Source organism: Microbispora sitophila (assembly GCF_014892245.1).
Taxonomy (GTDB): domain Bacteria; phylum Actinomycetota; class Actinomycetes; order Streptosporangiales; family Streptosporangiaceae; genus Microbispora; species Microbispora siamensis.
Map to the genome: position 1 here is coordinate 201,104 of NZ_JADBGC010000010.1, position 18,667 is coordinate 219,770.

The 18,667-nt window shown below is 71.1% G+C and carries 18 protein-coding genes; 9 read left to right on the forward strand and 9 right to left on the reverse strand.

Going from position 1 to position 18,667, the window contains the following annotated elements; all coding sequences use genetic code 11:
* Nucleotides 1–71: 71 nt before the first annotated feature.
* From IL992_RS20200 to IL992_RS20210, 3 genes are read left to right on the forward strand one after another with little or no spacing between them, the layout of a single operon-like run.
* Complete coding sequence (locus tag IL992_RS20200) at nucleotides 72–1,409, forward strand: MFS transporter (protein WP_193204913.1); 1,338 nt, start codon at nucleotides 72–74, stop codon at nucleotides 1,407–1,409.
* On the forward strand, nucleotides 1,409–2,743 hold the full coding sequence (locus IL992_RS20205; protein WP_193204914.1) for a 3-hydroxybutyrate oligomer hydrolase family protein: 1,335 nt from the start codon (nucleotides 1,409–1,411) through the stop codon (nucleotides 2,741–2,743). Before IL992_RS20200 ends, IL992_RS20205 begins: the two co-directional genes overlap by 1 nt.
* Nucleotides 2,740–3,777, forward strand: coding sequence for an alpha/beta fold hydrolase (locus tag IL992_RS20210; protein ID WP_193204915.1), 1,038 nt, complete (start codon nucleotides 2,740–2,742; stop codon nucleotides 3,775–3,777). The genes IL992_RS20205 and IL992_RS20210 overlap by 4 nt, the downstream gene beginning before the upstream one ends.
* 1 nt (nucleotide 3,778) lies before the next feature.
* Here IL992_RS20210 and IL992_RS20215 read toward each other — a convergent pair whose 3' ends face one another.
* Complete coding sequence (locus IL992_RS20215; RefSeq protein ID WP_193204916.1) at nucleotides 3,779–5,728, reverse strand: glycosyltransferase family 2 protein; 1,950 nt, start codon at nucleotides 5,726–5,728, stop codon at nucleotides 3,779–3,781.
* 94 nt (nucleotides 5,729–5,822) lie between these two features.
* Nucleotides 5,823–6,515, reverse strand: coding sequence for a lytic transglycosylase domain-containing protein (locus tag IL992_RS20220; protein ID WP_226873413.1), 693 nt, complete (start codon nucleotides 6,513–6,515; stop codon nucleotides 5,823–5,825).
* A gap of 270 nt (nucleotides 6,516–6,785) precedes the next feature.
* On the opposite strand from IL992_RS20220, the gene IL992_RS20225 reads away from it, so the two are divergent.
* Genes IL992_RS20225 through IL992_RS20235 form a run of 3 tightly spaced genes read left to right on the forward strand, consistent with a single transcriptional unit; the run spans nucleotide 6,786 to nucleotide 9,456 of the window.
* On the forward strand, nucleotides 6,786–7,460 hold the full coding sequence (locus IL992_RS20225) for a response regulator transcription factor (RefSeq protein WP_079315655.1): 675 nt from the start codon (nucleotides 6,786–6,788) through the stop codon (nucleotides 7,458–7,460).
* Nucleotides 7,457–8,902, forward strand: a complete 1,446-nt coding sequence (locus IL992_RS20230; protein ID WP_193204918.1) for a sensor histidine kinase — start codon at nucleotides 7,457–7,459, stop codon at nucleotides 8,900–8,902. Before IL992_RS20225 ends, IL992_RS20230 begins: the two co-directional genes overlap by 4 nt.
* Entirely contained in the window at nucleotides 8,899–9,456 is a 558-nt protein-coding gene (locus IL992_RS20235; protein ID WP_193204919.1) for a hypothetical protein, read from the forward strand. Before IL992_RS20230 ends, IL992_RS20235 begins: the two co-directional genes overlap by 4 nt.
* A gap of 4 nt (nucleotides 9,457–9,460) precedes the next feature.
* On the opposite strand, the gene IL992_RS20240 is transcribed toward IL992_RS20235, so the two are convergent.
* From IL992_RS20240 to IL992_RS20270, 7 genes are all read right to left on the reverse strand, one after another.
* Nucleotides 9,461–10,771: a PhoH family protein gene (locus tag IL992_RS20240; protein WP_193204920.1), complete on the reverse strand. Its 1,311-nt coding sequence runs from the start codon at nucleotides 10,769–10,771 to the stop codon at nucleotides 9,461–9,463.
* 246 nt (nucleotides 10,772–11,017) lie between these two features.
* On the reverse strand, nucleotides 11,018–11,779 hold the full coding sequence (locus IL992_RS20245; protein WP_193204921.1) for an isoprenyl transferase: 762 nt from the start codon (nucleotides 11,777–11,779) through the stop codon (nucleotides 11,018–11,020).
* 220 nt (nucleotides 11,780–11,999) lie between these two features.
* Nucleotides 12,000–12,338, reverse strand: coding sequence for a hypothetical protein (locus tag IL992_RS20250; RefSeq protein WP_193204922.1), 339 nt, complete (start codon nucleotides 12,336–12,338; stop codon nucleotides 12,000–12,002).
* The gene (locus IL992_RS20255; protein WP_319018687.1) at nucleotides 12,331–13,254 is read right to left on the reverse strand and encodes a DUF692 domain-containing protein; all 924 of its coding nucleotides are present in this window, start codon (nucleotides 13,252–13,254) and stop codon (nucleotides 12,331–12,333) included. The genes IL992_RS20250 and IL992_RS20255 overlap by 8 nt, the downstream gene beginning before the upstream one ends.
* On the reverse strand, nucleotides 13,247–14,248 hold the full coding sequence (locus IL992_RS20260; RefSeq protein WP_193204924.1) for a TIGR04222 domain-containing membrane protein: 1,002 nt from the start codon (nucleotides 14,246–14,248) through the stop codon (nucleotides 13,247–13,249). The genes IL992_RS20255 and IL992_RS20260 overlap by 8 nt, the downstream gene beginning before the upstream one ends.
* Nucleotides 14,249–14,403: 155 nt before the next feature.
* Nucleotides 14,404–16,272 (reverse strand): phosphoenolpyruvate carboxykinase (GTP), encoded by a 1,869-nt coding sequence (locus IL992_RS20265; RefSeq protein WP_404804770.1) that lies wholly within the window; start codon nucleotides 16,270–16,272, stop codon nucleotides 14,404–14,406.
* Between the two features lie 280 nt (nucleotides 16,273–16,552).
* Entirely contained in the window at nucleotides 16,553–17,071 is a 519-nt protein-coding gene (locus IL992_RS20270) for a hypothetical protein (protein ID WP_193204925.1), read from the reverse strand.
* A gap of 95 nt (nucleotides 17,072–17,166) precedes the next feature.
* Between IL992_RS20270 and IL992_RS20275 the strand changes: the two genes are divergently transcribed.
* The 3 genes from IL992_RS20275 to IL992_RS20285 all read left to right on the forward strand — a co-directional run bounded on the left by IL992_RS20275 (nucleotide 17,167) and on the right by IL992_RS20285 (nucleotide 18,529).
* On the forward strand, nucleotides 17,167–17,799 hold the full coding sequence (locus IL992_RS20275) for an acyl-CoA-like ligand-binding transcription factor (RefSeq protein ID WP_193204926.1): 633 nt from the start codon (nucleotides 17,167–17,169) through the stop codon (nucleotides 17,797–17,799).
* 320 nt (nucleotides 17,800–18,119) lie between these two features.
* Nucleotides 18,120–18,380, forward strand: a complete 261-nt coding sequence (locus tag IL992_RS20280) for an SAV_915 family protein (protein ID WP_193204927.1) — start codon at nucleotides 18,120–18,122, stop codon at nucleotides 18,378–18,380.
* Entirely contained in the window at nucleotides 18,380–18,529 is a 150-nt protein-coding gene (locus IL992_RS20285) for a hypothetical protein (RefSeq protein WP_193204928.1), read from the forward strand. Before IL992_RS20280 ends, IL992_RS20285 begins: the two co-directional genes overlap by 1 nt.
* The last annotated feature ends 138 nt before the right edge of the window (nucleotides 18,530–18,667 follow it).

Below are 18,667 nucleotides of genomic sequence, written 5' to 3' on the forward strand. Positions count from 1 at the left end.
TGGCATCGCCCCATAGGAGTGACCTCGGTCACTGCATACCGTGTGCGGAACCCCCCATCGGAGGAGTTCCCATGGCAAACACCCCACCTGCCCGGATCGGAAAGGTCGTCGGGGCCAGCCTGATCGGCACCACCATCGAGTGGTACGACTTCTTCCTGTACGGCTCGGCCGCCGCCCTGGTCTTCAACAAGCTGTTCTTCCCCTCCGAGGAAGCGCTCACCGGCACGCTCTACGCGTTCCTCACCGGCCTGGTCGGGTTCGTCGCCCGGCCCCTCGGCGGACTCGTCTTCGGTCACTTCGGCGACCGGCTCGGCCGCAAGCGACTGCTCGTCATCAGCCTGCTCATGATGGGCGGCTCGACGTTCCTGATCGGCTGCCTGCCGACGTACGCCACGCTCGGCGCCGCCGCGCCCCTGCTGCTCGCCGTTCTCCGCCTGGTGCAGGGCTTCGCCCTCGGCGGCGAGTGGGGCGGCGCGGTGCTGCTGGTCTCCGAGCACGGCGACCCCCGCAACCGCGGCTTCTGGGCGTCCTGGCCGCAGGCCGGCGCTCCCGGCGGCAACCTGATCGCCACCGGCGTGCTGGCGCTGCTGGCCGCGGTGCAGCCCGACGACGCGTTCCTGTCCTGGGGCTGGCGGATCGCGTTCCTGCTGTCCGGCGTGCTCGTGCTGATCGGCCTGTGGATCAGGCTGACGGTCGCCGAGTCGCCGGTGTTCCAGGAGGCGCTGGAGCGGCAGGAGCCCGCGCCGAAGGCCCCCATCGTCGGCGTGCTGCGCCACCACTGGCGGGACGTCCTGGTGGCGATGGGCGCCCGGATGGCCGAGAACGTCTCCTACTACGTGATCACCGCGTTCGTCCTCGTGTACGGCACCACGGCGGCGGGCCTGCCCAAGGGCACCGTGCTCAACGCGGTGCTGATCGGCTCGGCGTTCCACTTCGTCACGATCCCGCTGTGGGGCGCGCTGTCGGACCGGATCGGCCGCAGGCCGGTCTATCTTCTCGGCGCCGTCGGCGTCGGCCTGTGGGCCTTCGCGTTCTTCCCGCTGATCGACACCAAGAACTTCGCCCTGGTCACCGTGGCCGTGACGGTCGGCCTGCTGCTGCACGGCGCGATGTACGGCCCGCAGGCGGCGTTCTTCTCCGAGCTGTTCGCCACCCGGATGCGTTACTCGGGCGTGTCGATCGGCTACCAGCTCGCCTCGATCGCGGCCGGCGGCGTGGCCCCGCTGATCGCGGTCGCCCTGCTCGACGCGTACGGATCGAGCGTGCCGGTCTCCGTCTATGTGGTGGCGGCGGCGATCCTCACGATCATCGCGGTGATCGCCTCCAGGGAGACCCGCGACCGCGACCTGTCCGCCATCGAACCGACCTCGGGCGCCGCCAAGGCCGCCGCCATTGTGAAGGAGGCCTGATGCGCCCCGGTTCTGTCGTGCTGGCCGCGCTGGCGCTGGCTCTCCCGCTGGCCGCCGCCATCCCGTCCGAGGCCGCCGCCTGCCCGAACGTGATCGTGCCGGGCGCGCAGAAGCAGGTCACGGCCTGCCTCGGCGACCTCACCACGAAGGGCACGCTGGCCTCCGGGCACACCGACCAGTCGGACTGGTCGGGCCTCAACTCCACCGGCGCCGTGAACCCCAGCGGCGTGCCCGGCATGCAGATCGACGGCTACTTTCCCGACACCTCCACCGGGAACACCAACCACGGCTGGAACCACGACGCGCAGTTCGTGATCCGGCTGCCGGAGCGGTGGAACGGCGGCCTGGTCGTCGCCGGGTCGCCCGGCAACCGGGAGACCTACGCCAACGACTTCACGATCTCCGACTGGGCGCTGGCCAAGGGCTACGCGTACGCCGCGACCGACAAGGGCAACACCGGCGTCCACTTCTACCGCGACGGCGTACGGCCCGGCGACGCGGTGGCCGAGTGGAACCGCCGGGTGAGCGAGCTGGCGGTCGCCGCCAAGGCCGTCGTCCGGCAGCGGTACGGCAGGCCGGCCCGCACGACGATCGCGGCCGGTCAGTCCAACGGCGGCTACCTGGTCCGCTGGCAGATCGAGAACCGTCCCGACCTGTTCGACGGCGGCGTCGACTGGGAGGGCACGCTCTTCACCGCCGACGGACCCAACCTGCTGACGTTCCTGCCGCCCGCGCTGCGCGCGTACGCGAAGGGCGACACGGCCGGGGTCGCGGCGGCGGGCTTCGCGCCGGAGTCCGACTTCCTGTGGCCGTTCCACTACCAGTACTACTGGGACTTCACCCAGCGCGTCTTCCGTGAGGAGTTCGACCCCACCTATGACGGCGACGCCGAGGCGGGCACGCCGTTCTGCGCCTCCGGCACGCCCGGCTGCGACACCGACTACGACTACGCTTCCAGGCCCGCGGAGGTGAAGCAGGCGGTCGCGCGGGTGAGCGTGACCGGAAAGATCAAGCGACCGCTGATCGTCGTCCACGGCACCCTGGACGCGCTGCTGCCGATCCGCGAGGATTCGGACGTCTACGCCAAGATGATCGCCGACCGGCACCGCGACCGGCTGCTGCGCTACTACCGCATCGAGGACGGCACCCACGTCGACAGCCTCTACCCGGCCTTCCCCGACCGCCTGCGGCCCCTGCTCCCCTGCTTCCGCAGCGCGTTCACCGCGCTGGAGGCGTGGATCGGCACGGGAACGCCGCCGCCCCCGAGCGCCACCCTGCCTCGCCCGGACACGGGCGACCTCGAGAACACCTGCACACTGGGAGCAACACCATGACCCTGCCCATATCCGCCGAGCGTGTCAGCACTCCCCGTCTGACCCTCAACGTCCTGTCGGTATCCGGCTCGTCGGGCGACCCGGTGGTGTTCGTGCACGGCAACGTCTCCTCCAGCGCGTTCTGGCACTCGACCATGACCGCGGTCGCGGCGGAGGGGTTCCGTCCGTACGCGCTCGACCTGCGCGGCTTCGGCGACTCCGACCCGGAGCCGGTGGACGCGAGCCGGGGGGTGCGCGACTACTCCGACGACGTCCTGGCGCTGCTCGATCAGCTGGGGCCCGCGCACCTCGTGGGCTGGAGCCTCGGCGGCGGGGTCGTCATGCAGGCCATGCGCGACCGGCCCGCGGCGGTGCTGAGCGCGACGCTGATCAACCCGGTCTCGCCGTACGGCTTCGGCGGCACCACGGGCCCGGACGGCGTGCTCACCAGCCCCGACGGCGTGGGCTCCGGCGGCGGCGCGGCCAACCCCGAGTTCGTGGCGGCGCTCCAGGCGGGCGACCGGTCGGCCGACTCCCCCGTCTCGCCCCGGAACGTGCTGCGCACCACGTACGTCGCCGCCGGGACGGACCTCGGTGAGGAGGAGGACGCGTTCGTGGAGTCGATGCTGTCCACCCGGATCGGCGAGGACCACTACCCGGGTGACTCCCTGCCCTCGGACGCCTGGCCGGGCGTGGCCCCGGGCAAGCGGGGCGTGCTGAACACGATCGCGCCGACCAACTTCCGCATCGACGACCTGCACGAGATCGACCCGAAGCCGCCCATCCTGTGGATCAGGGGCGACCAGGACGTGATCGTCTCGGACACGTCGCTGTTCGACCTCGCGCACCTGGGGGCGATCGGCGCCGTGCCCGGCTGGGACGGCACGCCCGCGCAGCCCATGGTGACCCAGACGCGGGCCGTGCTGGACCGCTACGGCGCCTACCGGGAGGTGGTCGTCGAGGGCGCCGGCCACGGCCCGCACCTCGACAAGCCCGAGGAGTTCCGCGCGGCGCTGCTCGCGCACCTGCGCGGCCAGCCCGCGCGAACCGACTGAGTCAGCGGCGGTCGCGCAGGACGCGGACGGCGAGGCGCCGCAGCAGTGAGGGGGCCTGCGGCGAAGCCCCGGCGGGCAGGACGGACACCTGCCCGCCGCGGCGCACCGTCAGCCCGAACAGCAGGTCCACGTCCTTCTGGTCGACCCGCAGCGCGGGCCGCCAGGACCCCGGGCCGAGGCAGTCGTCCCCGCCGATCCGGCTCACCGGCACCCGCGCGACGAGCTGCCCGGCCACCCGGCCGGGTATCCCCGGCTCGACCAGCGCGGGCACGACCATGCTGCGCCCGCGCCCGTCCTGCTCGCGCAGCACCAGCTCGGCCGGCGGCCCGCCGCTCGGCGGCACGTACGGCACGGGCACGACGACGAAGACGTGCCCCTCCTGCCTCGCCACGGTGGCCCGGGACGAGACCAGCGCGATCGACTCGGGGAACGACTTCGGCTCCACGCAGACGCCCAGCTCGCCGCGCTCGGACCAGCACGGCACGACGAGCCGCCTGGGCTCGCCGGCGAGCGCGCCCGCGCAGCTCATCGGCAGGGCGGGGCGGGCCACCCGGGTGCGGCCCGAATGGACGCCCCGCATGCGCACGTGGACCTCCCACAGCCCGGCGGGCAGCGGCCCTCCGAGGGCCGCCTCGCCGGCGTCGAGGCGGGCCTGGCCGGTCACCCACACGCGCACCTGGTCGCCGCGCGTCTGGTCCCCGAGGCCCGCACGGCCCACCGAGCAGGTGACCGGCAGCGAGTGGATCACCCCGGTCTCCACGTGGCGGACGCAGACCTCCATGCGGGCCCTGCGCACCGCGTCGGTCACGTCGGCGCCCTCGTCGTCGAGCAGGCCGTCGAGCAGGCCCTCGACCCCGGGGGGCGGGGTCCACAGCAGACGGTCGCCCCGCTGCCGCAGCCACAGCGGGGTGCCCCCGGCCCGCAGGATCTCCACGCTCAGGTCGAGCAGCAGCACGCCCTGGTCCCAGCGCAGCTCCCGCAGCTCGGCGCTGAGCCTGGCGCCCCGGGACGCCTCGGCGAGCGCGACCAGCGCGTCGAGGCGGTCCAGGCGCAGCAGCGCCGTACGGGCGCGCAGGTGCGCGGGCAGGTGGACGTCGAGCGCGGCGGGAAAGCGGTCGAGGGTGAAGCGGCGCAGGAAGGAGAACAGGACCATCCGCTCGTCCGGCTCCGCGGCGAGGAACCGCGCGCCCGCGAGACGGCGCAGCCCGAGCGTCCGATACCAGTGGGCCTGGATGCGCTCCCGCTGGGAGCCCGGCTCGGTGTAGCCGTCCACCACATCGAAGATCGCGTTGAGGCCGTCGAAGAGCGCCTCGGCGTCCGGCGCCTCCTCCTCGTGCGGGCCCAGGTGGCAGCAGATCTCGTCGGCCAGCACGGCGATCACCTTCGCGGCGAGGTACGCCCTGGTCACGAAGGCCTGCTCGGACAGCGGCCGGTCGGCGAAGCGGAGCTGGCAGGTCTCCAGGAAGTCGCGGCTGAACAGCTTGTGCGCCGTCGGCAGCGCGAGGAGGTGGTCGCGCAGCACGTCGGCCCGATCCCGGTCGCGGGCCAAGGCGGCCGGCGGCGGCCCCTGGTCGGCGAGCCTGCCGATCAGCACGTCGGCGTCGGTCTCCACCGCCCTGTCGTACATCCGCTCCAGGGCGTGCGGCTCAAGCCTGTCGTACTGGCCGAGCAGGTAGACGTACTCGCCGCGGGCAACCGACAGGCCGACGTTGCGCCCCCGCGTGGGCGAGCCGCTGTGGTCGAGGTGCAGGACCCGCACGTTGTCGCGCTGCTCGGCGATCGCGTCGAGCCGTCTGCGGGTCCCGTCCGTCGACCCGTCGTCCGCGAAGACGACCTCGTACTCTTCCGGCGGCAGCGACTGCTCCAGCACCGAGCGCACACACGCGCCGAAGGCGTCGTTCGACAGCCCGGGGTTGGACACGGGCATAACCACGCTGACCTTCACACCCATGAGGCCAAGGGTGCAGTGCGACCCCCACCGCACGCGCGGGCTTGCCGAAAGGTCGAGAAACCCTGACCAGAGTTTCGCGGATCAGGTGCCGCGACTAATACCAGCCGGTGGACTGGGAGTGCCCCCAGGCGCCGCAGGGCGTCTTGTAGCGGCCGGCGATGTAGCCGAGACCCCACTTGATCTGGGTGGCGGGGTTGGTCTGCCAGTCGGAGCCCGCGCTCGCCATCTTGCTGCCGGGAAGCGCCTGGGGGATTCCGTAGGCGCCGCTGTAGCGGTTCATCGCCCGCTCATTCCAGTGGCTCTCCTTGTCCCAGAGCTTCTCCAGGCAGCCCCACTCGCCGCCCCAGCCGCGCGCCTCGGCCATCTGCTTGCCGAGGGCCTTGTTGCTGCCGGGGTCGGGGGTGGAGCCGGGCGGGAAGTCGGCCGGGGTGAAGCCGCCGCCGCCGGGGGCCTTCTGGGCGATCTCGACCGGGTCGAGACCCTTCTTCCGGTCGTCGCGGGTGCTTTGCAGCCTGTCCTTGCGCAGCGCCTGGACCGCCTGCTCCTTGAGGATGTCGGACTCCGGGTCGGGCGCGTTCGGGTCGAGGGCGAGGAAGCTGTCCGGACCCAGCACCTGCTTGGGAGCGTTGTTGTGCTCCATCGAGGTACGGATCACGAAGGTCGCCCCGCCGGCGACCACGGCCACGCTGACGCCGAGGATCACGATCCGCTTGGCGGTCAGCCGGCCGGAGCCGGAGCGTTGGTCTCCTCCCCGCCGGGATCGGGGGGCGCGGGGGCGATCCTTCAACTGCTGACCAGAGCTCACGGCTTATGAGCTTGCCCTGTGGTGGGGGGTGCTCCGCAACCGAATCGTGGTACCTGTTTGGTGACGTCTTGACCCGACCGCCGATCACATGGACTTTCCCCCACAATGTGATGTTGGTCACATTCTCTGCCACAGGGAGAGGCATGGGTGCCCGGCACCAGCCTGCTCCCGCTTCTTGACAATGACGTCCGAACGAGGTCACAAGGTCGTGACAAATAGGGGAATTGGTGAGGTCCGCACCATAATGACCGGGTGGCAGGCATCCTCCTGGTCGAAGACGACCCCTCGGTCCGTGCCGGACTCGAGCTCGCGCTCACCCGGCAGGGCCATTCGGTGACCGCGTACGCCACGGGCGAGGAGGCCCTCGACCACGTACGCTCCCGGCGTCCCGAGATCGCGATCCTGGACGTGATGCTGCCCGGCATCGACGGGGTCGAGGTGTGCCGCCGCATCCGCAGGCTCGACCCGCTGCCGATCATCCTGCTCACGGCCAGGGGCGACGACCTCGACGTGGTGGTGGGGCTGGAGGCCGGTGCGGACGACTACGTCGTCAAGCCGGTGGAGCCGCGGGTGCTCGACGCCCGCATCCGCGCCATCCTGCGCCGCCTGGAGTCGGCCTCGCCCGACCGGCTCACCTTCGGCGACCTCGTGATCGACCGCGGAGCCCTCAAGGTGAGCCTCGCGGGCAAGGAGATCCACCTCACCCCGACCGAGCTGCGCCTGCTGCTCGAACTGGTCCGCCACCCCGGCCAGGTGCTCAACCGCCGCTACCTCCTGCGCGCCGTCTGGGACCACACCCACGTGGCGGACTCGCGGCTGGTCGACGCGTGCGTGCAGCGGATCCGCGCCAAGATCGAGCCGGTGCCCGCCGATCCCGTCTACATCCACACCGTGCGCGGCTTCGGATACCGCTTCAGCCCGCCATGACCTGGGTGCCCACCGGGTTGCGGGCCCGCCTGGTGATCACCTTCCTGCTGGTGGCGGTCACCGCGTCCGCCATGGTGGCGGGCCTGGGATACCAGATCGTCCGCCGGGGGCTCCTGGAGCGCGCGGAGCGGGGCGCGGTCGCCGACGTACGCGAGACCCTGTCCAGGATCACGTTGCCGATCGGCGCGAGCGACGTGGTCTGGCCGAGCGACACCACCGTCACCGAGGAGGACCTCGGCGGGGTGGTGCAGGCGCTCGAGGCCCCGGAGCGGACCGTCATCGTCACCTACGGCGACCACCGGCGCTCCAACGCCGGGGCCGGCTTCACCATGACCGACGTGCCCGACCAGCTCCGCTGGCAGGCGGCCCGGCGGCTGGTCTATCAGAGGGTGCTGCTCAGGGACCACCCGTGGCTGATCGTCGCCACGCAGATCCAGCGGGCCACCCGCGACGGCGTGCTGCGCCCGACGGGCCTGACGGCCTACGTCTTCGTGCCGCTGTCGCAGGAGGAGGCCGTGCTGTCCCGCCTCAAGGCCGCCCTCGCGCAGGCCGGAGGCATCACGCTCGCCCTGGCGCTGACCCTGGCCCTGCTGTCGGCCCGGCGGGTGCTGCTGCCCGTGCGGCGGCTGGGCGCGGCCGCCCGCGCGCTCGGCGCCGGTGAGCTGCACGTCCGCCTCCCCGTGCGGGGCAGGGACGAGCTGGCGGAGCTGACCGCGACGTTCAACGAGACGGCGGCGGCGCTGGAGGACACGGTCTCCGAGTTGCGGACGCTGGAGTCGATGTCGCGGCGGTTCGTCGCGGACGTCTCCCACGAGCTGCGCACGCCGCTGACCGCGATGACCGCGGTGACGGACATGCTGTCGGAGGACGCCGACGACCTGCCGGACGACGCCGGGGAGGCCGTGCGGATCGTCGTCCGCGAGATCGACAGGCTCCGCGTGCTGGTCGAGCATCTCATCGAGATCAGCAGGTTCGACGCGGGCGCCGCCACGCTCCGCCGGGAGACCGTCGACGTGGGCGACACGCTGGCCGACTGCCTGGAGGTGCGGGGCTGGGCCGACCGGGTGAAGCTCACCGTGCCCGTCGGGCTCACGTACTCCCTGGACGCCCGGAGGTTCGACGTGATCGTGGCCAACCTCGTCGGCAACGCGCTCAACCACGGCGCGCCTCCCGTCGTGGTGAGCGCGCGGGTGGCGGTCGGCGGCGACAAGCACGGAGCGCTCGAGGTGACCGTGCGCGACCACGGGAGCGGCATCCCGGAGCAGGTCCTCCCCCACGTCTTCGACCGCTTCTACAAGGCGGGCACCGACCGGGCCAGGAGCGTGGGCAGCGGCCTCGGCCTGGCCATCGCCAAGGCCAACGCCGAACTGCACGGCGGCTCGATCACGGCCGAGCGCTGCGACCCCGGCACCCTCTTCCGCGTCTGGATCCCGAAACCATGAGGAGGAGACGGATCAGACACGCGGTCGCGGCCCTGTTCGCGGGGCTGCTCATGGCGCCGGCGGCCTGCGGGGTCGTGCCGACCGGGGTGGTCGACGCCGGTCCGGCGCCGGTCATCAGCGGCACCCCCACCCTCGTCACGATCTACCTGCTGCGGGACGGCCGGCTGTGGCCCACGCGAGTCGCGGCGCGCTCGCCGCACGTCAACGACGTGCTGGACGCGCTGTTCGCGGCCAGCGGGCGGCCGTCGAACCGGCTGTCCACCGCGCTGACCGGGCTCACGCTGGCCCAGGTGCAGCTTGTCAGGTACGCCCCGGACGCGGGCAGCCGCAACGACCCCGACAACACCCTCAGCCTGCGCGTACGACTGTTCGTGAGCGGCTGGAAGATCACCAGGACCGCCATGGCCCAGATCACCTGTACGGCGCGGCTGCGCCCGGAGATCTGGGCCGTGGAGATCGCTCACGCGACTCCCGACAGGAACGGCCCCCTGAAGGTCCACACCTGCCGGGAGTTCTGGGATCTGGCCCCCAAGGACGGCCATCTCCCTCCGTGATGGATCAGAGCGTGATGTTCTCCAGCATCTCGGTGACCAGGGCGGCGATCGGCGACCGCTCGGACCTGGTCAGCGTGATGTGGGCGAACAGCGGGTGGCCCTTGAGCTTCTCCACCACCGCGACGACACCGTCGTGCCGCCCCACCCGAAGGTTGTCGCGCTGGGCGATGTCGTGGGTGAGCACGACCCGCGAGTTGGCCCCGATGCGGGACAGCACGGTCAGCAGCACGCCGCGCTCCAGCGACTGCGCCTCGTCCACGATCACGAAGGCGTCGTGGAGGGAACGGCCGCGGATGTGGGTCAGCGGCAGGACCTCCAGCATGCCCCGGTCGATGACCTCCTCGATGACCTCGGGGGATGTCACCGCACCCAGCGTGTCGTAGACCGCCTGGGCCCACGGGCCCATCTTGTCGTTCTCCGAGCCGGGCAGGTAGCCGAGCTCCTGGCCGCCGACGGCGTACAGGGGCCGGAAGACGATGATCTTGCGGTGCTGGCGACGCTCCAGCACCGCCTCCAGGCCCGCGCACAGCGCCAGCGCGGACTTGCCGGTGCCGGCGCGGCCGCCCATCGAGACGATGCCGACGTCGGGGTCCATCAGCAGGTCGAGCGCGATCCGCTGCTCCGCCGACCGGCCGTGCAGCCCGAAGACCTCACGGTCGCCTCTCACCAGACGTACCGACTTGTCCGGCAGGACGCGGCCGAGCGCGGAGCCGCGGCTCGACAGCAGCCGCAGGCCGGTGTGGCACGGCAGCTCGCGCGCCTCGTCGATGTCGGCCGTGCCGGCCTCGAAGAGGGCGCCCATCTCCTCCGTGGTGACCTGGAGCTCCGCCATGCCGGTCCAGCCGGACTCGACCACCATGCCGGCGCGGTACTCCTCCGCGGCCAGGCCGATGGACGCCGCCTTGACCCGCATCGGCAGGTCCTTCGACACCAGCACCACATCCTTGCCCTCCGCCGCGAGGTTCTGCGCGACGGTGAGGATGCGGGTGTCGTTGTCGCCCAGGCGGAAGCCCGCCGGGAGGCAGGACGGATCACTATGGTTCAGCTCGACCCGGATGTTCCCGTCGCCGATCGGCATGGGCTCATCCAGCCGTCCGTACCGCACTCTGAGGTCATCGAGGAAGCGCAGAGCCTCCCGGGCGAAGTAGCCGAGCTCGGGGTGGTGGCGCTTGGCCTCCAGTTCCGTGATGACGACGATCGGGACGACGACCTCGTGCTCGGCGAAGCGGCTCATCGCCGCCGGGTCGGCGAGCAGGACGGACGTGTCCAGAACGTAGGTGCGGGATGTGGACGGGTTGCTCGAGGACACTGCCACGCGTTCTCCCCCGGGCGCCTGAGGTGGGCGCCCTGCCTTGACTGGTGGTGAACGGACCGGGCCCGTGACCTGCGAAGGCAGACCGGGGCTCCGGCCCTCCTCGCATGGTGGTCGCGCAAGGACGGGCCCTCTCCCGAGGTGGTGGCCGCCGATCCCCTCGACGGCCGCTCAGCTACTACGTTACGTAACGAATCTCCCCAGCCCAATAGGTTTACGCAGGCTAAAAGATGCTGGTCACGTACCGTCTCAGGAGCCGTACCGACGGTGCCGTGCGGCGTACGAGCGGAGCGCCCGCAGGAAGTCGACTCTGCGGAAGTCGGGCCAGTAGGCCTCGCAGAAGTAGAACTCGGAGTGGGCGCTCTGCCAGAGCAGGAATCCGGAGAGTCGCTGCTCTCCCGAGGTCCGGATGACGAGATCCGGGTCGGGCAGGCCGCGCGTGTAGAGATGCTCCGCGATGTGCTCGACGTCGAGGACCTCGACGAGGTCCTCGATACTCGCGCCCTTGCTGGCGTGCTCCTGGAGGAGGGAGCGCACCGCATCAGCGATCTCACGCCTTCCTCCATACCCAACGGCAACGTTCACAATCAGGCCTGGACGATGCGATGTGGTTTCTTTTGCGTGTTTGAGGACACGAGCCGTGTGATCGGGCAGAAGGTCGAGCGAGCCCATGGGGTTGAGGTGCCATCCCTGGTCCACGAGATCCTGCACGAGGTTCTCGATCACCTGGAGCAACGGCTCGAGCTCGGCCTTGTCCCTGGCGAGGTTGTCGGTGGAGAGCAGCCACAGCGTCACGTACTCGACCCCGGCCTCGCGGCACCACACCAGCAACTCGGAGATCTTGTCGGCGCCCTTCTGATGGCCCCGGCTGACGTCCCGCAGCCCCATGGCCCGCGCCCACCTGCGGTTGCCGTCCACGATGACGCCGACATGGCGGGGGATCTGGTCGGAGGACAGCTTCCGTTCGAGCCTGCGCTCGTACAGCTTGTACACGAGATCGCGCACGCTCATGCCACCTCCTCCCCTAGCGGCTCGGAGTTCGGTCGTGCCGGAGGCGCGCAGGTTAGCGCTTCGCGAAACGCGCTGTGTTTATTGGTTCGCTCGCTGCGCTCGCTCACTCGACCCTCTTCCTCGCGACGGTGGGGCTCGATCACCAATTATCGCGGGCGAACCGGCATGCCCTGCCCTCCTCAGGCTTTCCTGAGCACGGCCGGAGTAACCCGCGTCGCGGTCAGAGGCGCCCACGTGCCCGCAGCCAGACGGCGAAGTCCCGTGCGTCCGCCCGCGACCCGCCCTCGGGCTTCACGTGTTCGGCGGAGTACGCCGCGAACAGGCCGGCGAACTCTGCGCCGAGGACCTCGACCAGGTCCGGGGCGGTGCGGGCGACCGAGCCGCGCCGCTTGGCCAGCAGCCCGCGGGCCTGGACGGCCAGCCGGCCGGGGTCGAAGCCGTCCGGCGCGCGTCCACCCGCGACCAGGGCCGCCAGCAGTTCCGCCTGGGCGGCCGCGAGCGCGGACCGCGCATCCGCAAGGGACGCGGAGGACGCCGGGGACGCCGCCGGCTCAGGCACGGGACACCGCCTCCCGGATGCGCCCCAGCTCGCCCGCCAGAACGCTGTCGCCGGGGTAGGCGTCGTCCCACTCCAGCAGCACGCCGGGCGGCGTGACCCGGGAGCACAGCTCGGTCAGCAGGTCGAGCACCTCGGCGGGAGGCGACGCGGTGTGCGTGTCGTGCCAGAGGCCGTCGTGGGCGTGCCCGCCCGCCACGTGCACGTACGCGACGGCCTCCAGTGGCAGCGCGTCGAGCGCTCGCCTCGCGTCCAGGCCGAGGTTGACCTGGTTCGTGTAGAGGTTCGCCACGTCGACCAGCAGCTTCACGCCCGTCCGCTCGACCAGCTCGCCGAGGAACCGCCCCTCGGTCAGTTCGTCGTCCGGCCAGCCGAACAGGGCCGCCACGTTCTCGAGCGCGAGCGGCACCGGGAGCGCGTCCTGCGCCTCCCGCACGTTCTCCACGATCACCGACAGCGCCTCCCTCGTGCGCGGCACCGGCAGCAGGTGGCCGGCCTCCGCACCCCCGGCCCGTACGAAGGCCACGTGCTCGCTCACGAGAGGGGCGCCCAGCGCCTCGGCGCACGCCGCCAGGCGCGCCAGCCGGGCCGGATCGGGACGATGCGCGCCGCCGACGCCCAGGCCCACGCCGTGGGGCACGACGGGCACCCCGGCGGCGCGCAGCACGGCCAGGGACTCGGGCGGCCGGGCCGGGTCGACGTTCTCGGCGATCACTTCGACGAACCCGACGCCGGGCAGCCGCTCCACCGTGAGATCGATTTCCGGCCGCCAGCCGATCCCGACACCCAGACCGGCACCGAGACCGGCGCCCTGAGCGCTACCCCGGCCGCCATTCTGACCGGCGCCGGCGGCGTGCCTCTTGTGCTCCCCGGCACGCCTGCCGGACGCCAACCATCTCCCGAACCGGCGCTCAGCCACCGCCGCACCCACCGCCGCAGCCGCCGCCGCCACAACCACTGCTTCCGCAGCCATGCGAGCCGCCGGAGCCGCATCCGCTCGAACCACAGCTCGCGTCACCCACGCTGCCGTCGCCCGGGACGTTTCCTCCGCCCGAGGACCCGCCGCCACCGCTGTCGAAGGAGCGGCGGGCGAGGGCGTCCTCGGCCGCGATCTGGCCCGCCAGGTGCGGGTCGGCGAGCTCGCCCAGGCCGTACAGGGCGATGGCCGTGCCCGCGGCGACACCCGCCGCACCGCTCGGACCGGGCACCCCGGCGGTTCCGTGCGCGAGAACGCCCCTCGGGTGCCTCTCGCGCGCCTGCCGCAGCGCCTCCTCGCCCGCATGACTCAGCCGGCCCCGCAGGGACGCGGCGTACGTGACGGACGCGATCAAGGCGTAGACGTCGGAGATCGCGGCGATCGCGAACGCGGCCCAGCTCGCCGCACCGGAGGCGACGGTCCCGGTGAAGACGATCAGCACGAGCGTGACGGTCGCGGCGGCGAAGGCGAGCACCGCGAGGGCCCGCAGGCGCGCGTTGAGGCGGCGCGCGCCCTCCAGGGAGCCGTCGGGAAGCAGGTAGCCCTGCGCGATCAGGCGTTCCTTCAGAGCCGCCACTGCGGAGCCGTCGCCCGCGCGGCGCCTGACCTCGGCCGCGCTCGCCCCGCCGGGCCGCGTGGCCAGGTCGAGCATCGCCTGCTCGACGGGGTCGGCGGAGGTGGCGGGAGCATCCGCCACTGCGGTGACCCTGCCGCCGCGGGCGACGCGCACATACTCGCGGACCGCCAGCGAGGCGAGCGCCGTATTGACCACCCGGGGCGGCCCGCCCGCCAGGAAGGCCAGCTCATAGGCGTCCAGGTCGAGCCCTGACCCTCCGGGCACCGCTGTGGCTCTGCGCCGCTCCCTGCCGACGGCGAGAGCGGTCGAGACGACGAGTGCCGCGATTATCGCCGCGGCGACGACGAGCACCAGTTCCACGTATGCCCTCCTCTGGGGGAGAAGAGGGGGTCCCCGAACCGGGCCGGACGGCCCGCGCCCCGTCTAACCCGTAGACGAAGCCTTCACGGGGAAAGTTCCGTCCGAAGGGAGCGGGCGCGCGGGCCGTACGCGAGTGCCCAACCGAGCCGCTGGACTCAACCGAGCCGCTGGACGAGGGCGCGGTACTCGTCCCACAGCTCCTTCGGCATGTGGTCGCCGAAGGTCTCGAAGTGGGGCGGGATCAGCGCGGCCTCCTCGCGCCACACCTCGGGGTCGACGGTGAGCAGGAGCTCCATGTCCTCGGGCGCGATGTCGAGGCCCTCGGTGTCGAGCGAGGCCGGCAGGTTGCCGATCGGCGTGGGCACGGCGTCGGCCACGCCGTTCAGCCGGTCGACGATCCACTTGAGCACCCGGCTGTTCTCGCCGAAGCCCGGCCACACGAAGCGGCCGTTCGCGTCCTTGCGGAACCAGTTCACGTAGTAGATCTTGGGCAGCTTCTCCGGGTCGGTCATCTTGCCGACCTCGAGCCAGTGCGCGAAGTAGTCGCCCATGTTGTAGCCGCAGAACGGCAGCATCGCGAACGGGTCGCGGCGCAGCTCGCCGACCTTGCCCTCGGCCGCCGCGGTCTTCTCCGAGGCCACGTTGGCGCCCAGGAACACGCCGTGCTGCCAGCTCAGCGACTCCGTCACCAGCGGCACCGCGGTCGCCCTGCGGCCGCCGAACAGGATGGCCGAGATCGGCACCCCGGCGGGGTCCTGCCACTCGCGGGCGATCGTCGGGCACTGCTCGGCCGGAGTGGTGAACCGGGCGTTCGGGTGGGCGGCGGGCTCGCCGGACTCCGGCGTCCAGTCGCGGCCCTTCCAGTCCGTGAGGTGCGCGGGCGGCTCGTCGGTGAGGCCCTCCCACCAGACGTCCCCGTCGTCGGTCAGCGCGACGTTCGTGAAGATGCTGTTGCCCCACAGCGTCTCGATCGCGTTGGCGTTCGTGGACTGGCCGGTCCCGGGCGCGACGCCGAAGAAGCCGGCCTCCGGGTTGATCGCGTACAGCCGGCCGTCGGGGCCGAAGCGCATCCAGGCGATGTCGTCGCCGATCGTCTCGACCTTCCAGCCCGGGATCGTGGGCTGGAGCATGGCGAGGTTCGTCTTGCCGCACGCCGACGGGAAGGCCGCGGCGACGTACCGCGCCTCGCCCTGCGGCGGCGTGAGCTTGAGGATCAACATGTGCTCGGCCAGCCAGCCCTCGTCGCGGGCCATCGCGCTGGCGATCCGCAGCGCGTAGCACTTCTTGCCCAGCAGCGCGTTGCCGCCGTAGCCCGAGCCGTACGACCAGATCTCGCGAGTCTCCGGGAAGTGGCTGATGTACTTGGTCTGGCTGCACGGCCACGGCACGTCGGCCTGGCCGGGCTCCAGCGGCGCGCCCACGGAATGGACCGCCTTGACGAAGTCGCCGTGCTCATGGTCGCGCTTGCCGCGGCCCTCGTTGGCTCGTGCCTCGCTCTCTCGGGCCTTTCGCGCCGCTCCGCGCTCCTCGATGAGGCGCAGCGCCTCCTCGCCCATCCTCGTCATGATCCGCATCGACACCACGACGTACGGCGAGTCGGTGATCTCGACGCCGAGCTGCGAGATGTTCCCGCCCAGGGGACCCATGCAGAACGGCACGACGTACATCGTCCGGCCCCGCATGCAGCCCTTGAACAGCGTGGCGAACGTCCGGCGCATCTCGTCCGGCGCGATCCAGTTGTTGGTGGGCCCGGCGTCCTCCTCACGCTCGGAGCAGATGAACGTGCGGTCCTCCACGCGGGCGACGTCGCTCGGGTCCGAGGCCGCGTAGAAGCTGTTGGGACGCTTGACCAGCCGCTTGAAGGTGCCCTGCTCGACCAGAAGGTTGGTCAGGCGCGTCCATTCGGCCTCGGAGCCGTCGCACCATTCGATCCGGTCCGGCTGGGTCAGCTCCGCGATCTGGCTCACCCAGGCAGCCAGATCGCTGTGAGTGGTGGGCGTCGGTACCTCTACTGAAATGGACACGGGGGCGGCTCCTTAATCTCTCAGGGCCAGAGCATCATCAGCGACGAATGGCTTCCGAATCCAATTGGAGTAGACCACCCTGTTTCCACTCCGTTAAATCGGCGCCATTCTCGGCTTCACGGCCTCAGACAGCATCAGCGCAGGCAGCGGCCGTGATGTCGTGGGACCTTACCCACTCTGGCCCTGTTGAAAAAACGTCCTTCTCCCCCTTACCCACCTGACCGGCCTTACACATTGGTATAGGCCAATTCGAATGGTCCAGACCTCTTCGCGAATTGGTTCAGTCCAATCCGCCGGGGCCTTCCTCCCTGATCCGGTCGACGTGCTGGAGGGCATCGCGCAGGTCAGCGAGCCAACTGTCGGTGTGTTTGCCGACGAGCCGGACGCACCAGGCCAGCGCGTCGCTGCGACTGCGTGCGACACCCGCGGCGACCAGGGTGTCGAGGACCTGCCGTTCCGGCTGGCGCAGCCGGGTCATGACCGGGACGGAAAGAGTGGTGAACATCACTGTCTCGTCACCGACGACGACACCCCAGGAGACCTTGCGCCGGAAGCGGTGCTCGGCCTCCCTGGCGATGTCGATCCTGCGCTCGCGCGTCTCCTCCCGGAACCGCTCGACGTACCCCTCCATCGCCGCCGCACGCTCCAGGTCGGGGAGCCCTTCGGCCACCGACAGCGGCGGAAGCGTGCCCAGGACGGTGATCTCCTCGCGGTCCACCACGACCTTGGGGGACTCGGCGAACCAGTTTTCCGGCAACCGGCCGGCGAACCAGGCGCTCAGCTGTTCTTCTGAATTCATGTAATCAACATTACATCGCAACTCGGCAACCGCCCAGTGCGCCGGACTCCTACCGGGGAGTATGGGCAGGGGTGGAAGAACGGCAGAATCGGGGCATGAGCTCACCACAGCGCGCTGACCGGACTCCGCACCCCTCCGACCGCGCTGTCACGAGCCTGCGCGAGCGCAAGAAGGCCAAGACCCGCAGGACCATCCAGGAGGAGGCCCTGCGGCTGTTCGCCGAGCAGGGGTACGAGGCCACGACGGTCGAGCAGATCGCGGAGGCGGCGGAGGTCTCCCCGAGCACGTTCTTCCGCTACTTCCCGACAAAGGAAGACGTGGTCACCCAGGACGACTTCGACCCGATCCTCATGGAGGCGATCAAGGCCCAGCCGCCGGACCGGCCCCCGCTGGCCGCGCTGCGCGCCGCGTTCCGCACCGCCTTCGAGTCGATGGGTGCCGAGGAGCTCGACCAGGTGCTCGCCCGGACCAAGTTGTCCGCCTCCGTGCCCGCCCTGCGGGCGCGGACCATGGACGGACTGTTCGCCACGATCGACATGCTCGCGGGCGCGGTGGCCGAGCGGGCGGGCCGCGACCCCCGCAACCTCGCCGTACGGGCCCTCGTCGGCGCGGTCATGGGGGTCCTGCTCCCGACCCTGTTCACCTGGGTCGAGCGGGACGGCGCCACCCCGCTGCCCGATCTGGTCGACGAGGCTCTCGGCTATCTCGAGGCCGGGCTGCCCATCTAGGCCCCTGTGAACGGGAAGAGGAGAACGGTCCCGGCCGATTGCGCGGCCGGGACCGTGCCCTCGGCGAGGTGAGGGTCAGGTGAGCTACCCGTCCTGCTCGATGGTCCGCGCATCGGCCCCCGCTGAGTGCAGCGACCAGCCGGCGCGTGGCAGAGCGAAGAGAGCCGCGCTGTCGCCCGGAGACGCGACCAGGATCGCGGCGATCCGTCAACATCGCGTCAGCTTTCCGCGGGGCGCCGTCGGGATTGCGTAGCGATGGCGCTCCCGCTGGCTGCGTGGAACCTAAGGTCGCCTTCGTAGAGTCCTCTGGAAGGCATGACATGCTCGAAGATCCGTTATATGTGCCGGTTCGCCGTAATGCGTTCTCCCTGGCGCTACGCCTGTTCCGGACGGCCGCAGGCAAGCAGACGGCCGTGGCCTTCACCTCGCCGCTACGGCTGACGAAGGTGCTGGGCAGCGACCAGGACTGGATCCGCCTGAGTGAGCCCGCGCTGCGGAGCATGATCAATGATCTCAGTGTGATCGGCATTGTGATCGACCCCGCCGGCACGATGAGTCGGCCGATCTCCAGGACCGCGTGATGTGCACCCTCCAACAGAACCTCACCGACCAAGATGACCGATTCGTGGAGCCGGTGGCGATCGGGAACCCGCTTCCCAGGGAAAAGGAGAACCCCTGCGACCTCCGGCGCGACCTCGACCGGCAGGGGCTGCGGTACAGCGAGGAGTGACACGCGGAAAAGACGCCGGACCGACGACACGTGAACGTCGTCGGCCCGGGCAGCTCCGGGGCCGCCGTCCGGCGCCGCGCATCAAGCCCTCGTAGGGATAACGACGGAAGGCGTCAAGGTCGCGTATGGATCGGCCGG

Excerpts from the sequence above, each read along its gene's own strand:
- IL992_RS20200 (WP_193204913.1), top strand. The coding sequence starts at position 72 with ATGGCAAACACCCCACCTGCCCGGATCGGAAAGGTCGTCGGGGCCAGC.
- IL992_RS20205 (WP_193204914.1), top strand. The coding sequence starts at position 1,409 with ATGCGCCCCGGTTCTGTCGTGCTGGCCGCGCTGGCGCTGGCTCTCCCG.
- IL992_RS20210 (WP_193204915.1), top strand. The coding sequence starts at position 2,740 with ATGACCCTGCCCATATCCGCCGAGCGTGTCAGCACTCCCCGTCTGACC.
- IL992_RS20215 (WP_193204916.1), bottom strand. The coding sequence starts at position 5,728 with ATGGGTGTGAAGGTCAGCGTGGTTATGCCCGTGTCCAACCCCGGGCTG.
- IL992_RS20230 (WP_193204918.1), top strand. The coding sequence starts at position 7,457 with ATGACCTGGGTGCCCACCGGGTTGCGGGCCCGCCTGGTGATCACCTTC.
- IL992_RS20235 (WP_193204919.1), top strand. The coding sequence starts at position 8,899 with ATGAGGAGGAGACGGATCAGACACGCGGTCGCGGCCCTGTTCGCGGGG.
- IL992_RS20245 (WP_193204921.1), bottom strand. The coding sequence starts at position 11,779 with ATGAGCGTGCGCGATCTCGTGTACAAGCTGTACGAGCGCAGGCTCGAA.
- IL992_RS20270 (WP_193204925.1), bottom strand. The coding sequence starts at position 17,071 with ATGAATTCAGAAGAACAGCTGAGCGCCTGGTTCGCCGGCCGGTTGCCG.
- IL992_RS20275 (WP_193204926.1), top strand. The coding sequence starts at position 17,167 with ATGAGCTCACCACAGCGCGCTGACCGGACTCCGCACCCCTCCGACCGC.
- IL992_RS20280 (WP_193204927.1), top strand. The coding sequence starts at position 18,120 with ATGCTCGAAGATCCGTTATATGTGCCGGTTCGCCGTAATGCGTTCTCC.
- IL992_RS20285 (WP_193204928.1), top strand. The coding sequence starts at position 18,380 with ATGTGCACCCTCCAACAGAACCTCACCGACCAAGATGACCGATTCGTG.